General features: G+C 72.2%; 13 protein-coding genes. 1 reads left to right on the forward strand and 12 read right to left on the reverse strand.

Annotated features, from left to right (window positions below; all coding sequences use genetic code 11):
- Window positions 1–95 precede the first annotated feature (95 nt).
- Window positions 96–1,067: a DNA polymerase III subunit delta gene (gene holA, locus ACFXGJ_RS12590; RefSeq protein WP_378619845.1), complete on the reverse strand. Its 972-nt coding sequence runs from the start codon at window positions 1,065–1,067 to the stop codon at window positions 96–98.
- A gap of 172 nt (window positions 1,068–1,239) precedes the next feature.
- Between holA and ACFXGJ_RS12595 the strand changes: the two genes are divergently transcribed.
- Complete coding sequence (locus ACFXGJ_RS12595) at window positions 1,240–2,208, forward strand: diiron oxygenase (protein WP_378619849.1); 969 nt, start codon at window positions 1,240–1,242, stop codon at window positions 2,206–2,208.
- Here ACFXGJ_RS12595 and ACFXGJ_RS12600 read toward each other — a convergent pair.
- The 11 genes from ACFXGJ_RS12600 to ACFXGJ_RS12650 form a co-directional block, all read right to left on the reverse strand.
- Complete coding sequence (locus ACFXGJ_RS12600) at window positions 2,187–2,924, reverse strand: TetR/AcrR family transcriptional regulator (RefSeq protein ID WP_378619852.1); 738 nt, start codon at window positions 2,922–2,924, stop codon at window positions 2,187–2,189. The two genes, ACFXGJ_RS12595 and ACFXGJ_RS12600, sit on opposite strands and share 22 nt — an antisense overlap.
- A gap of 31 nt (window positions 2,925–2,955) precedes the next feature.
- Window positions 2,956–5,286 (reverse strand): ComEC/Rec2 family competence protein, encoded by a 2,331-nt coding sequence (locus tag ACFXGJ_RS12605; RefSeq protein ID WP_378619854.1) that lies wholly within the window; start codon window positions 5,284–5,286, stop codon window positions 2,956–2,958.
- A complete protein-coding gene (locus tag ACFXGJ_RS12610; RefSeq protein ID WP_378619857.1) occupies window positions 5,287–6,141 on the reverse strand; it encodes a ComEA family DNA-binding protein in 855 nt (284 codons plus the stop codon).
- 100 nt (window positions 6,142–6,241) lie between these two features.
- Complete coding sequence (locus tag ACFXGJ_RS12615) at window positions 6,242–7,102, reverse strand: DegV family protein (RefSeq protein ID WP_378619859.1); 861 nt, start codon at window positions 7,100–7,102, stop codon at window positions 6,242–6,244.
- A gap of 5 nt (window positions 7,103–7,107) precedes the next feature.
- Window positions 7,108–7,893 (reverse strand): diglucosylglycerate octanoyltransferase, encoded by a 786-nt coding sequence (gene octT / locus ACFXGJ_RS12620; protein ID WP_378619862.1) that lies wholly within the window; start codon window positions 7,891–7,893, stop codon window positions 7,108–7,110.
- Window positions 7,883–8,539: a histidine phosphatase family protein gene (locus ACFXGJ_RS12625; RefSeq protein ID WP_378619865.1), complete on the reverse strand. Its 657-nt coding sequence runs from the start codon at window positions 8,537–8,539 to the stop codon at window positions 7,883–7,885. Before ACFXGJ_RS12625 ends, octT begins: the two co-directional genes overlap by 11 nt.
- Window positions 8,536–8,931, reverse strand: a complete 396-nt coding sequence (gene rsfS, locus ACFXGJ_RS12630; protein ID WP_378619868.1) for a ribosome silencing factor — start codon at window positions 8,929–8,931, stop codon at window positions 8,536–8,538. The genes ACFXGJ_RS12625 and rsfS overlap by 4 nt, the downstream gene beginning before the upstream one ends.
- Window positions 8,932–9,606, reverse strand: a complete 675-nt coding sequence (nadD, locus tag ACFXGJ_RS12635; RefSeq protein WP_378619870.1) for a nicotinate-nucleotide adenylyltransferase — start codon at window positions 9,604–9,606, stop codon at window positions 8,932–8,934.
- Between the two features lie 111 nt (window positions 9,607–9,717).
- Window positions 9,718–11,163: a VWA domain-containing protein gene (locus ACFXGJ_RS12640; protein WP_378619872.1), complete on the reverse strand. Its 1,446-nt coding sequence runs from the start codon at window positions 11,161–11,163 to the stop codon at window positions 9,718–9,720.
- A gap of 10 nt (window positions 11,164–11,173) precedes the next feature.
- Window positions 11,174–12,055: an AAA family ATPase gene (locus ACFXGJ_RS12645; RefSeq protein WP_378619875.1), complete on the reverse strand. Its 882-nt coding sequence runs from the start codon at window positions 12,053–12,055 to the stop codon at window positions 11,174–11,176.
- A 42-nt stretch (window positions 12,056–12,097) separates the two neighbouring features.
- The gene (locus ACFXGJ_RS12650) at window positions 12,098–13,390 is read right to left on the reverse strand and encodes a glutamate-5-semialdehyde dehydrogenase (RefSeq protein WP_378619878.1); all 1,293 of its coding nucleotides are present in this window, start codon (window positions 13,388–13,390) and stop codon (window positions 12,098–12,100) included.
- Window positions 13,391–13,423 lie beyond the last annotated feature (33 nt).

The raw sequence follows: 13,423 nt of genomic DNA on the forward strand, positions 1-13,423 counted from the left end.
GCCCGGTCCTCGACCGGGCGGTCTTTCGCGTGTCCTCGACACGTCGGCCGCGGCGCTCCGAGACCCGACGCTCCGAGACCCGGCGCTCCGACGACTCAGCCCCGGAGCTCCGAGACCCGGCGCACCGCGAACTCGACGGCGTAGTCCGGGTCGGCCGCGGCGCCCTTGACGTCCGCGTTGAGCTGCGCGACCACCCCGAGCGCGGCACCGATCGTCTCCGGTCGCCAGCCCCGGGCCTGCCCCTGCGCCTTCTTGACCTTCCACGGCGGCATGCCCAGCTCGGACGCCATCCGGAACGGGTCGCCGCGACCGGCCGAGGCGACCCGCGCGACGGTGTGCACCGCGTCGGCGAGGGCGTCGGCGAGCAGCACGTGCGGGACGCCGCGCAGCATCGCCCATCGCAGCGCCTCCATCGCCGCGACCCGGTCACCGGAGACGGCGAACTCGGCGACGTCGAAGCCGGAGACCTCGGCCTTACCCGAGTAGTAGCGCTGCACGGCGGCGACGTCGACCTTGCCGCCGGTGTCGGCCGCGAGCTGGGAGCAGGCGGCCGCGAGCTCGCGCAGGTCGGATCCGACCGCGTCGAGCACCACCTGGATCACCTCGGGAGAGGCGCGCACCCCGGCGGTCCGGAACTCGCCTCGCACGAAGTCGGACCGCTCGCCCGCCTTGAGCTTGACGCACTCGTGCACGACGGCGCCCGACTTCTGCAGCGCGCCGACCATCGCCTTCGCCCGGCCGCCCCCGGAGTGCAGCACCACGAGGGTGAAGCCCTCGGGCGGGGCACTCGCGGCGTCGAGCAGCAACGTCACCGCATCCTTTCCTGCCTCGGCGGCGGCCTCGAGCACGATCACCTTGTCCTCGGCGAACAGTGACGGGCTGAGCAGCTCCGCCAGTTCGGCGGGGCTGGTGTCGCCCGCCCGCAGCCGGCTGACCGGCACGTCGTCGGCGGTGGCCGAGGCGGTCCGCACCTGCCCGACGATCGCCGCGACCGCGCGTTCGATCAGGAGTTCCTCGTCGCCGAGGACGAGATGGAGCTGTGCGGGCGTGGCGGTAGCGGAACTCACCCGACGATGGTCCCACGCTGCCCCGACAGCGCGTCCCCTGGAACCCCTCTCGCGTGCACACCCCGCGCGCCTCCCGAGTCTTGCGTGGGACGCCGCGTCTCAGTAAATTGAGGCAACCCGCGGGACCACAGAGGAGGTAACGATGTCGCCGTCGACGTCACACGCTGCCGACATGCTCGATCCGGACTACCGCGACCTGCTGCAGACGCTGTCCACCGGATCCGTGCACCGACGTTTCGACCCCTATCTCGACATCGACTGGGACTCACCGGAACTCGCGATCGATCCTGAGGATCCCCGCTGGGTCCTCTCGCCCGAGGTCGACCCTCTCGGCGCCACCCGGTGGTACCGGGAGCTGCCGCTCGACCGGCAGATCGCGATCGGGAAGTGGCGCCAGGCGAATTCGGTGAAGGTCGGCGCCGCGTTCGAGAGCATCCTGATCCGCGGAATGATGCAGTACATCATGAAGCTGCCCAACGGGTCCGCGGAGTTCCGCTACTGCCTCCACGAGATGACCGAGGAGTGCAACCACATCCAGATGTTCCAGGAACTGGTCAACCGGATCGGGGTCGACGTTCCCGGCATGCGGCGCCCGTTCCGCGCGCTGTCGCCGTTCATCGGGGTCGCCGGCGGCTACGCGCACGTGATCCTGTTCATCGGCATCCTCGGCGGCGAGGAACCGATCGACCACTACCAGAAAGCGCTGATTCGCCAGGGCGCGAACATCCCGCCCGCGATGCTGCGCACCATGGAGATCCACATCGCCGAGGAGGCCCGGCACATCTCGTTCGCCAACGAGTTCCTCAAGGCGCACATCGCCAGGATGAGCACCGTCTCCAAGGCGGTGTGCGCGGTGACCTTCCCGCTGGCCATGCGCTGGCTTGCCGGCGAGATCATGACCCCGCCGAAGGCTTTCGCCGCGGAGTTCGGGATCCCGCGCCGGGTGATGAAGGACGCCTTCTGGCGCAGCGAACACTCGCGCGCCATCCTCAGCGGCTACTTCGGCGACATGCGTGCTCTCGCCGAGGAACTGGGACTGATGAACACCGTCACCAAGCGGTTGTGGCGCCGACTGCACATCGACGGCCCACCCTCGCGCTACCGCAGTGAGCCGGACCGTCAGGCTCGGCAGGCCGCCTGACCCGACAGCTGCGCGATGACGCCGGACAGTTCCGCCTTCGGGTCGACAGTCACTCCCGCCGAGCGCGCGGCACCGTCCAGTACGAACCAGGCGAGCCTCGCGAGGTCGGCCACGATCTCCGCCCGCTCGCGCCGGGTCCCGGGCTCGGCGACCCATTGCGTCAGCGTGCCCTCGACCATGGTCACCACCGCGAACGGCACGGAGTCGAAGGCGCTGTCGTCGGCGTCGATGAGCGTCGCGATCGACGAGATGAGTTCCCGGGCCCGCACCGACATCCGCACTTTCAGGCTGCTCACCGCGTCGATCTCGGCACCGCGGACCACCGGCCCGGTGCGGGCGAATTCGTTCAGGCGCGGGTGATCGGCCATCCAGTCCGCCACGGTGCGGATGGTGCGGACGAGGATCTCCTCGACCGATCCGGAGGAGACGTCCAGTCGCTCGTCGAGGGTGCGGGAGAACTCGTCGACCAGGTGCGACCGGATCCGGCAGTCCAGGTCCTCACGGCCGTCGAACTGCCGGTACACCACGGACTTGGCGAGCCCGGCCCGCTTCGCGATCTGCTGCACCGGGATGTCCGCGCCCGTCGGGCTCTCCTCGAGCAACTCGACCGCCGCGTCGAGGATCCGGTGCTGCCGTTCGAGGTTGTGCCGCTCCCAACGCGCCTCGTACCCGCTGGCAGCGGGCCGCTGCTGCGGCGGATTCGGGCTGGTCGACATGCCGCGAGTCTACCGACGGGACCCCGCACGCTCAGGGCCGTCCGACGGCGACGGCACCGCCTCCGGACCTGCCCACCGCGATGTCACCGCCCCGGTCGGTCCGCACGACCGTCGCACCGCTGGCGCGGATGGTCGCCAGCACGCCCGGATTCGGGTGACCGAAGGTATTGCCCGCCCCGACGGACACGACCACGAGACGCGCCCCGACCGCGCGCAGGAACTCCGGTGTCGTCGTGTGCGATCCGTGGTGCGGCAGCTTGAGGATGTCCGCGGCGAGCGGGACGTGATCGCGCAGCAGGTCGCGCTGCCCGTCGGCCTCTACGTCCCCGGTCAGCAGGACCCGACCCGCGGCCGTGTCCACGGACATCACCAGCGACTGGTCGTTCGCGGCGTCCGCCCCGTCGTGGGGGTCCCGGGGCACGGGCAACGTCGGCCCGAGCACCCGAAAGACCAGCCCGCCGATCCGCAACGACTGCCCCGCCCGCGCCTCCTGCAGCGGCACCCCCGCCGCCGACGCCTGGTCGCGGACGCGACGAAAACCGTCCTCCGGCAGTCGCATCGGCCCGAGCACGACCTCCCCGACCGTCCGCCCGCGCAGCACCCCGGGCAGTCCGTCCACGTGGTCGGCGTGCAGGTGGGTCAGCACCACCGCCGCCACCGTCCGCACCCCGAGCCTGTCCAGGCAGCCGTCGACCAGGCGCGGCTCCGGGCCGGTGTCGACCACCACGACCGCCCCGCCCCCGGCGTCGAGGACCAGCGCATCGCCCTGTCCGACGTCGCAGGCCACCAGCGTCCAGCCGCGCACCGGCCACCCCGGCCACAGCACCCGAACGGGCACCCACACCACCGCGAGCCCGATGGCGACCGCCGCCAGCAAGCGTCGCAGCCGGGGCAAGCGCACCGCGACGACCATCGCGACCACCGCACCTGCCGCCGCCGCGCCACCGACCAGGCCCGACGGCACCGCGACCGTCGCCCCCGGTACACCGGCGGCCGTGCGTGCCACCCACAGCAGCCACCACAGCGGCGGGCCGGTCGCGCGGACCACCAACTCCCCCAACGGCATCCACGCGCAGGAACACACAGCCGACACCGCTCCGAGCACGGTGACCAACGCGATCACCGGTGCGACCGCAAGATTCGCGGCAATTGCCACCGTGCTCACCGTGCCCGCCATCGCCACCACGATCGGCATCGTCACCACGTGCGCGGCGGCCGCCACCGCGACCGCCTCCGCCGCCGCCCGGGGCCAGCCGCGGGCGGTCAACCGCTGCGCCCAGCCCGGTGCGATCAGCACCAGCGCGGCGGTCGCCGCCACCGACAACGCGAACCCGAAGTTCACAGCGAGCGCGGGTGAGACGGCCAGCAGGACGATCACCGCGCCCCCGAGCGCGGGCATCGCCTGCCTGCGCCTGCCGGTGACCATCGCGAGCAACGCGACCACACCCGTCACCGCCGCGCGCAGCACGCTCGGCGAGGGCCTGGCCAGCACCACGAAGCCCGCCAAGGCGATCGCCGCGATCACCGCGCTGGCGCGCGGACCGAGCGTCAGCGCCCGCACCAGCAGGAGCACGGCGCCGAGCAGGATCGAGACGTTGGCGCCGGAGACCGCGGTCAGATGCGCCAGCCCGGCCGCGGTGAAATCGTCCCCGACGGCGGCCGGCAGCGCCGAGGTGTCGCCGACCACCAGTCCCGGCAGCAGCCCCGCCGCATCGGGAGACAACCCGGCCGCGGCCGCGGCGGCGAATCGGGACCGCACCGCGCCCGCCGCCCGTTGCGGCCACGGGGCCGGCTCTACGTGCCGGGGCGGCCCGACCGCCCGGATCACCGCAACGGTGAGGTCGCGGCGCAGCGGCGGACTCACCGCACCCCGCAGGGTGACCGCTTGACCGGGCAGCAGGTCGCGCCAGCCGTCGGCGGGCGCGAACACCAGCACCGACCCGCCGACCTCGGTCTCCCCCACCCCCGGGCTGCCGCCGATCGAGCGCAGGCCCGCGCGGATCATCACCGTGTCCCCCGCCGGTGACCGCACCGGTTTCGGGTCGTCCACCGGCGCGACGGTCACGGTCGCATTGCCACCCGCGGCGGCGAGCCGGGCCAGCGGATGGCTGGTCGCCGCGTGCTCGCGGGCCGCGGTCGCCGCCGCGAACCCGGCACCGACCAGCAGCGCCGCCACCACGACGGCCGCCACCGCGTGCCGACGCCCGGCCCAGCCGACCACGACCGCGACGACGGCCGCACCGAGCGCGATCCACAGCGCGGCCCGCCACCCGAGCAGGATGCCCGCCAGTGTTGCCGCCCAGCACATTCCGGCCGACGGCAGCAGTCGCAGGTCGACCGCCGCGGACTTGGTCGCGTCCATTCAGACGGTCACGAGGTCGCGCAGTTTCTGCAGCCGGCCGGGACCGATGCCGTCCACCTCGCCGAGTTGCTCGACATCGGTGAAGCGACCGTTGCTCTGCCGCCAGGACACGATCGCCGCGGCCGTCACCGGGCCCACCCCGGGCAGGGCGTCCAACTGCTCGGCGGTCGCGGTGTTCAGGTTCACCTTCCCACCCGGTACCGGGCCGCTGCCCGGGGCGGTCGCCACGCCGGGCATGGAAGCACCCGCACCGACCGTCGCGCTACCGACCGTCACGGCACCGCCGTCCGGCGGGGAGAGGCCCACCAGCACCTGGTCCCCGTCCGCCAGCTTCTGGGCGAGATTGAGCCCGAGCAGGTCAGCACCCTCGCGCGCGCCGCCCGCCGCGGCGAGCGCGTCCGCGATCCGTGCGCCCGTCGGCAGGTGCACGAGGCCGGCGGCGTGCACCAGTCCGACCACACTGACCACCATGTCGGGGGCCGGCGGCGCGACCGGGTCCGGGGCGGGGGTCGGCGCGGGCGGGGCGGGCTGCTCCGACGCCTGCGCTGCCCCGGTCTCGACCGCCGGCAGCGGCGCGACCGGGTTCGCAACCGGGCGCTCCCGCCACGCCCCGAAGGCACCCACCCCGGCGGCGGCGACCCCGACCACCACCAGCGCCACCACGCCGCGGCGTCCCGGCGCGAACCTCACCCTCGGTCGGGTCGGCGCCGCCGCCGGTTCGAGCCAGTCGGGGCGCGGACCGGTCTGCTCGTCGGGTTCGGCGACGAACGCACGGTCGTCCGGTCCGGCGCGCCCGCCGGTGATCGCGTCGAGTCGCCGCCTGATCTGTTCGCGTGCCTCGTCCGTGGTGCGCATGCCCCGACGCTAGAACCGCGAACCCTACGACCGGCCGCGCCGACGGCGAAATCGGCTGCGCCTGTGGATGGATCCGGGCCTGTGGATGAGCGGCTCGGCGTTACGGCTGCGGAGCCGGCACCGCTCCCGCGCCGCCGGGTATCACCAGCACCCCGACCGCTCCCGGCCCGACGTGCGCGCCGAGCACCGCACCGAACTCGGAGACCACGAACTCGCTCGCGAGGGGAAGCCGTTCGCGCAGGGCGGTAGCCACCTCGTCCGCCCGCTCCGCGGCCCCGAGGTGGTGCACCGCGAGGGCCGCGTCCCCGTCGCCTGCGAACTCGACGATCCCGTCGACGACCTTGGCCAGTGCCTTGGTGGTGGTGCGGGTCTTCTCCTTGAGCACCAGCTTGCCGTCCACCAGGTGCAGCACCGGCTTCATCGCCAGCGCGGTGCCGAGAAGCGCGGCGGCGGTGCCGATCCGGCCGCCGCGGCGCAGATGGTCGAGGCGATCGACCATGATCAGCACGCGGCTGCGGTCGGCCACCTCGACCGCACGTTCGTAGACGGCGCGCAGGTTGCCGCCGGCCGCCGCCACCCGCGCCGCGGCGAGCACGGGAAAGCCGGTCCCCATCGCCGTGGACTGTGAGTCGACGAGGCGGACCTCGGGTCCGAGCGCCTGCGCCGCCTGCCGTCCCGCCTCCCACGTTCCGGACAGCTGCCGGGAGATGTGCACGGCGAGGACCCCGTCGCCGGCACTGTCCTCGAGCGCCCGCGCGTACACCTCGGTCAGCTCGCCCGGGGAGGCACCGGAGGTGGTGACGGTCGCACCGGCGGGCAGGTCGTCGGGCATCGGGTCGACGCCCTCACGCAGGTCCCGGCCGTCGACCAGGACGTGCAGCGGGACAACCCGAATGTCGTACTGCTCCACCAACTCCGGGGCGAGACAGGCCGACGAGTCGGTGACGACGACGACGGGCATCGGCGTTACCGCGTCCCGTCCGCGACGGTCACGCTCCCGGACTCCTCCGGCAGCGCCGACCTGATGGCCGCTAGCATCGCGGCGGCGACCGCCTCGTGTCCGTCCCAGCCCCAGTGGATGCCGTCCGGGTTCCCACGGTCGGAGAACACGTTGTCGCGCACGGCCTCGGCGAGATCCACCAGCGGGACGCCCTTCTCGGCTCCCCACGACTCGAGCGCCCGAACCGCCCCCGGACGGCCGGTGTGCACCTTGCCGTAGGCCTCGCAGTCGTGCACGGACGGCAGGGTGCCGATGACGGGAAGTTCGGGTCGCATGTATTCCAATGCCGCCCTGGAACTTTCGAGGTACTCGACGCTCAGCTTCGGCGGCAGCGCGACCGGCCAGCCGAGCGGCGAGAGCCGCGGCTGCAGCCACTGGTAGGCCGAGCGCACCACGCGCCGCAACGCCGGCGGGCGCACGTAGCGGATCTGCTCGCGCAGCGCGGTCGGCAGGGGCGACGGCAGCGAGTCCATGCCGCCGACCGCGAACACCACCGCGCCTGCCCGCGGCACGCTCGCCCAGACCCGCGGGTCCTGGATCAGCGCCCAGTAGGCGTCGCGACTGGTCCAGCCGATGCGTGCGACCAGTTCGACGTCCCAGCCCAGTTCCGCGGCGACCAGGCTCGGCCAGATCCGCGGATGGTCGGCGGGCAGACCGCCCTTCGGCCCGAAGTAGGACAGCGAGTCGGCCAGGACGAGCAGGACCGGCCGCTGGGCAGGCGCCGAATCGGACGCCGCGAGGTCAGAGGACATCGCCGGCCACCGTCGCCGAGGCGTTCCACACGTCCAGCCGCCAGCCCACCGCATCCCCCTCGCCGTGCCCGCTGAGCTGCACCCAGCTCGTGTTCCCGAGGCCACCGAGCACCGGCCAGCGATCGACCGGCAGGTCCAGCAGCGCCGCGGTCAGCGCCGCGATCAGCCCGCCGTGCGCGACCAGCACGATAGGGTCCTCACCCCACTGCTCGCGTTCGGCGACCAGCTCGGTGACCACCGGCACCGCGCGCCGGGCCACCTCGATGCGGCTCTCACCGCCGGGCGGCGCCCAGCCGGCGTCGGCGCGCCAGGCCGCCCGGGCGCCCGGGTCGCGCACGTCGACCTCGGCGTGCGTGAGCCCCTGCCACTCCCCGAGGTGCGTCTCGCGCAGTCGCTCGTCGCGCGCGACCTTCAGGCCGGCGTGCTCGCCGAGCGCGGTCGCCGTGTCGAAGGCTCGGCGCAGGTCCGAGCTGATCACCTCGGCCGGCCGGCGGTCGGCGAGCACGCGGGCCGCGGACTTGGCCTGGAGGCGGCCGAGTTCGGACAGGTCGGTGTCGAGCTGCCCCTGCATGCGGTCGCCCGCGTTGTACTCGGTCTGGCCGTGCCGGAGCAGGATCAGCCGCCGGGCGGGGCGGCTCGGTGTCACTGCTCGGTCTCCCCGTCGGTCGCGGCGCGCTCCCCGATGCCCTCGACGGTGACGACCGGGCAGTCCTTCCACAGGCGCTCGAGGCCGTAGAAGTTCCGCTCGTCGTCGTGCTGGACGTGCACGACCACGTCGATGTAGTCGAGCAGCGCCCAGCGCCCCTCGCGGGTGCCTTCCTTGCGGACCGGCTTGTGCCCCGCCTCGCGGAGCTTGTCCTCGATGTTCTCGACGATCGAGTTGACCTGACGCTCGTTCGACGCGGAGGCGATGACGAAGCAGTCGGTGATCACCAGCTGCTCGGAGACGTCGAGGACGACCACGTCGTTGGCCAACTTCTCGTCGGCGGCCAACGCCGCGATGCGCGACATTTCGATGGCTTCGGCGGATGCGCTCACTTACGTGTTCTCCCGGTTCTGCGGTTGGATGTGGTTCTTGTCCGGTGCCGGTTGCGACACGGTGACAGCCCCGTCGAGGCGCTCGGAGTCGAGCGGTCGGTAGAGGTTGCGTTTGGAGATGTACTGCACCACCCCGTCGGGTACCAGGTACCAGACGGGCCGGTTCTCGCTGGCCCGCAGGCGGCACTCCGTCGAGGAGATCGCCAGGGCGGGGATCTCGACGAGCGTCAGCGCGTCCTTCGGCTGACCCTCGAGATGCTCGGCAAGGTGCTCGATGCCGAGTTCGAAGCCGGGCCTGCTGACACCGACGAACTTCGCCAGCCGGAACAGCTCCTCCCAATCCTGCCAGGACAGGATCGTCTCCAGCGCATCTGCACCGGTGATGAAGTAGAGGTCGGCGTCGGGATTCTGGGCACTCAGGTCGCGCAGGGTGTCGACGGTGTAGGTGGCCTTCTCCCGGTCCACGTCGACGCGGCTCACCGAGAAACCCGGATTCGATGCGGTCGCGATGACCGTCATCAGGTAGCGGTCCTCGGCGGGGCTGACGTCCTTGCCCGCCTTCTGCCAGGGCTGGCCGGTGGGCACGAAGATGACCTCGTCCAGATCGAATCTGTCGGAGACCTCGCTGGCGGCGACCAGGTGACCGTGATGGATGGGATCGAAGGTTCCGCCCATCACACCGAGGCGCCGTCGCCGCGGCGACGCACTACCTCCGGTGACTCCCGCTCCGTGCTGCACGAGTGTCGAGCTTACTGGCTGGCCCGATCGTCTCCGTCCGCGCCGGGTTCAGACGGGCAGCAGGCCCGCGACCACGTCCGCGAGCTGCTGTGCGGAACGACACTCGTGCATGGTCACTGCCTCGGCGTAGACGTTGGCGGCGGAGTCACCGCTGCCCCACTGCCCGCGGGGCTCGGGGTTGAGCCAATGGGTGTGCTTGGCGACCGAGGCCAGGTGGGTGAGCGCGGCGATGTTCGGGTCCCGGTAGTTGTTGCGCGCATCGCCGAGGATCAGCAGCGAGGACTTGCTCGTCAGGCTGTGCGCGAACCGTTCGGCGAAGACCCCGATCGAGTTGCCGTAGTCGGAGTGCCCGTCGTAGCAGATCAGGTCCGCCTCCCGGATCATCCGGGACATCGACGACCCGAGGTCGGCGCCCGCGTCGAAGAACCGGGTCACCTCGTCGGTGGTGTCGATGAAGGCGAACACCCGCACCCGGGAGAACTGTTCGCGCAGCGCGTGCACCAGCAGCAGGGTGAAGTTGCTGAAGCCGGCCACGGACCCGGACACGTCGCACAGCACGACCAGTTCCGGGCGGGCCGGTCGCGGCTTGCGCAGCACCAGGTCGATCGGCACCCCGCCGGTGGACATCGACCTGCGCAGCGTCTTGCGCAGGTCGATCGCGCCTGCCCGGGCCCGCTTGCGGCGGGCCGCGAGCCGGCTCGCGAGCTTGCGGGCCAGCGGGTGCACCGTCCGCCGCAGCGCGACCAGTTCGGAGTCGGAGGCGCGCAGGAAGTCGACCTCCTCGGCGAGTTTCGGCACGCCGTAGGTGGCGACGCGTTCCTTGCCGAGCTGCTCCGCCGAGCGTCGACGAGTCTCGATCTCGACCATTTTGCGGAAGTCGGCGACGCGCTGACGCGCGGTCCGCCGGGCCACCTCGGCGGCGTAGTCGCCGCCTTCGTGCTCGCCGCCGGACGCGTTGCCGAGCAGCCCGTCGAGGATCCTGGAGACCAGCGTCTCCGGGGCCACGTCCCGCAGCGCCTGGTAGGCGGAGAACGACGGCCCCTTCGAGGACTCGTACTTCCCCAGGTCCTCGACCAACTGGGCGGTGAGCTGCTCGATCAGCTGGAGCGACTCCCCGGACCCGTCCACGAGCAGGCCGGCGATCAGCTCGCGCAGCGCCTCGAAGTCCACCTCCCCGCTCGCGGTGCGCGGGATCGCCACGTCGACGGTGCCGCCGTCGGCGCGCTGGCCGACCGCTGCCGGGAACCACAGGTCGAAGAGCGCGTCGAAGGTGGCGCGATGGGTGGGCCGACGCAACAGCGAGCAGGCCAGGCCCTCCCGCAGCGCGTCCCGGTCGAGCAGGTCGAGGACGGACATGACCTGGCCGGCGTCGACGGTCTCCGACGGTCCGACGGCGATCCCTCTCGCCCGCAGCGCCTCCACGAACTCGACGAGGTGGCCCGGGAGCCCGTACGGCGCCGCGGGTCCACCCTGCCTGCCTGCCGCGACCGCCATCACAGACCCCCTAGTTCAGCCGCAGCTCGGCCGCGGCCCGCTGCTGGTCGGAGCGGTGCTTGAGGATCACGCCCATGGTCGCGCGGACCGCGTTCTCGTCGAGGGTGTCCATGCCGAGCGCGAGCAGGGTGCGACCCCAGTCGATGGTCTCCGAGACCGACGGCACCTTCTTGAGTTGCATGGCGCGCAGTACGCCGACCGTCCGGACCAACTGCTCGGCGATCGCCTCGGGCAGTTCGGGCACCCGGCTGGCCAGGATGCGCCGCTCGAGCTCGGCGTCGGGGAAGTCCAGGTGCAGGAACAGGCAGCGGCGTTTGAGCGCCTCGGACAGCTCGCGAGTGGCGTTCGAGGTGAGCACGGTGAACGGCTTGCGGGTGGCCACGATGGTGCCCAGCTCCGGCACGGTGACGGCGAAGTCGCTGAGCACCTCGAGCAGCAGGCCCTCGATCTCGACGTCGGCCTTGTCGACCTCGTCGATCAGCAGCACGGTCGGGTCGTCGCGGCGGATCGCGGTCAGCAACGGGCGAGCGAGGAGGAACTCCTCCGAGAAGACGTCCTGCTTGGCCGAGTCCCACGAATGCTCGCTGCTCGCCTGGATCCGGAGGATCTGCTTGGCGTGGTTCCACTCGTAGAGCGCGCGGGACTCGTCGACGCCCTCGTAGCACTGCAGCCGCACCAGTTCGGCGGCCGAGGTCTGCGCGACCGCCCGCGCGAGTTCGGTCTTGCCGACTCCGGCGGGACCCTCGATGAGCAGCGGCTTGCCGAGCCGGTCGGCGAGGAAGACCGCGGTGGCGGTCGCCTTGTCGGCGAGGTACCCGGTCTCGGCGAGCCGGGAGATCACGTCGTCGACGCTCGCGAAGGTCGGCGGGGTCGTCGGAAGTGCGCGGTCCACACTCGCTCCTAGGTTGTTCCGGTAGTTACGCGGTGGTGGTGGCTACACGGGCCGGGTGTGCCCGTCGCCCCACACGGTCCACTTGGTGGAGGTGAGCTCCTGCAGGCCCATCGGCCCCCGCGCGTGCAGCTTCTGCGTGGAGATGCCGATCTCGGCGCCGAAGCCGAACTGCTCGCCGTCGGTGAAGGCGGTGGACGCGTTGACCATCACGGCGGCGGCGTCGACGCGGGCAGTGAACTCCCGGGCCGCGGCCAGGTCCGCGGTCACGATGGCCTCGGTGTGGCCGGTGCCGTAGTGGTTGATGTGCTCGACCGCCTCGTCGAGGTTCGCGACGACCTTCATCGCGACGTCCAGCGACAGGTACTCCTGCGACCAGTCGGCCTCGGTCGCGGGCACCTGCCCGGGCAGGTCGCCGTGGATGACGACCCCCTGCGACTGCAGCACCTGCGTCAGCGCGGGCACCGCGGTGTCCGCGATCGCCGCGTCGACGAGGACGGTCTCGGCGGTGTTGCACACGCTCGGGCGACGGGTCTTGGAGTTCAGCACGATCTTCTGTGCCATCACGATGTCGGCCGCCGAGTGCACGTACACGTGGCAGTTACCCACGCCGGTCTCGATGGTCGGCACCGTCGCGTCACGAACCACGGCGTTGATCAGCCCGGCGCCGCCGCGCGGGATGACGACGTCCACGAGCCCGCGGGCCTGGATCAGGTGGGTGACGGACGAGCGGTCGGCGCTGGGCAGCAGCTGCACCGCGTCCGCGGGCAGGCCCTGCGCCGCGAGCGCGTCGCGGAGCACCTCGACGAGCGCGGCGTTCGAGTGCGCCGCCGAGCTCGAGCCGCGCAGCAGGGCGGCGTTACCGGACTTGAGGGCGAGACCGAAGGCGTCGACCGTGACGTTCGGCCGGGCCTCGTAGACCATCCCGACCACGCCGAGCGGCACCCGGAACTGTCGGATCTCGAGGCCGTTGGGAAGGGTCGCACCGAGCACCACCTCGCCGACCGGGTCGGGAAGCCCCGCGACCTGCCGCAGGCCGGCCGCGATGCCCGCCACCCGCTCGCCGGTCAGCCGGAGCCGGTCGAGCAGGCTCTCCTCGGTTCCGGCCGCCTTCGCGGCCTCGATGTCGGCGGCGTTGGCGGCGAGCACGGAGTCGGTCGACTCGAGCACCGCCTCGGCCGCGGCGAGCAGCGCCGCGTTCTTCTGGAGGGTCGTGAGCTGGGCGAGCACCCGGGACGCAACCCGGGCGCGGCGGGCGGCGTCATGCACCGCTTCACGCACCTCGTCCTGGACGGGGATATCGGCGTTCACCTGTGCCGTCTCGTTCACCGCGGTCATGACTACAGGGTAACGACAGGTCGCCGCCGGGTG

This window comes from Rhodococcus sp. NPDC059234 (genome assembly GCF_042754225.1).
Classification (GTDB): domain Bacteria; phylum Actinomycetota; class Actinomycetes; order Mycobacteriales; family Mycobacteriaceae; genus Rhodococcus_G.

Excerpts from the sequence above, each read along its gene's own strand:
- ACFXGJ_RS12595 (WP_378619849.1), top strand. The coding sequence starts at position 1,240 with ATGCTCGATCCGGACTACCGCGACCTGCTGCAGACGCTGTCCACCGGA.
- ACFXGJ_RS12600 (WP_378619852.1), bottom strand. The coding sequence starts at position 2,924 with ATGTCGACCAGCCCGAATCCGCCGCAGCAGCGGCCCGCTGCCAGCGGG.
- ACFXGJ_RS12605 (WP_378619854.1), bottom strand. The coding sequence starts at position 5,286 with ATGGACGCGACCAAGTCCGCGGCGGTCGACCTGCGACTGCTGCCGTCG.
- ACFXGJ_RS12610 (WP_378619857.1), bottom strand. The coding sequence starts at position 6,141 with ATGCGCACCACGGACGAGGCACGCGAACAGATCAGGCGGCGACTCGAC.
- ACFXGJ_RS12615 (WP_378619859.1), bottom strand. The coding sequence starts at position 7,102 with ATGCCCGTCGTCGTCGTCACCGACTCGTCGGCCTGTCTCGCCCCGGAG.
- octT (WP_378619862.1), bottom strand. The coding sequence starts at position 7,893 with ATGTCCTCTGACCTCGCGGCGTCCGATTCGGCGCCTGCCCAGCGGCCG.
- nadD (WP_378619870.1), bottom strand. The coding sequence starts at position 9,606 with ATGGGCGGAACCTTCGATCCCATCCATCACGGTCACCTGGTCGCCGCC.
- ACFXGJ_RS12640 (WP_378619872.1), bottom strand. The coding sequence starts at position 11,163 with ATGGCGGTCGCGGCAGGCAGGCAGGGTGGACCCGCGGCGCCGTACGGG.
- ACFXGJ_RS12650 (WP_378619878.1), bottom strand. The coding sequence starts at position 13,390 with ATGACCGCGGTGAACGAGACGGCACAGGTGAACGCCGATATCCCCGTC.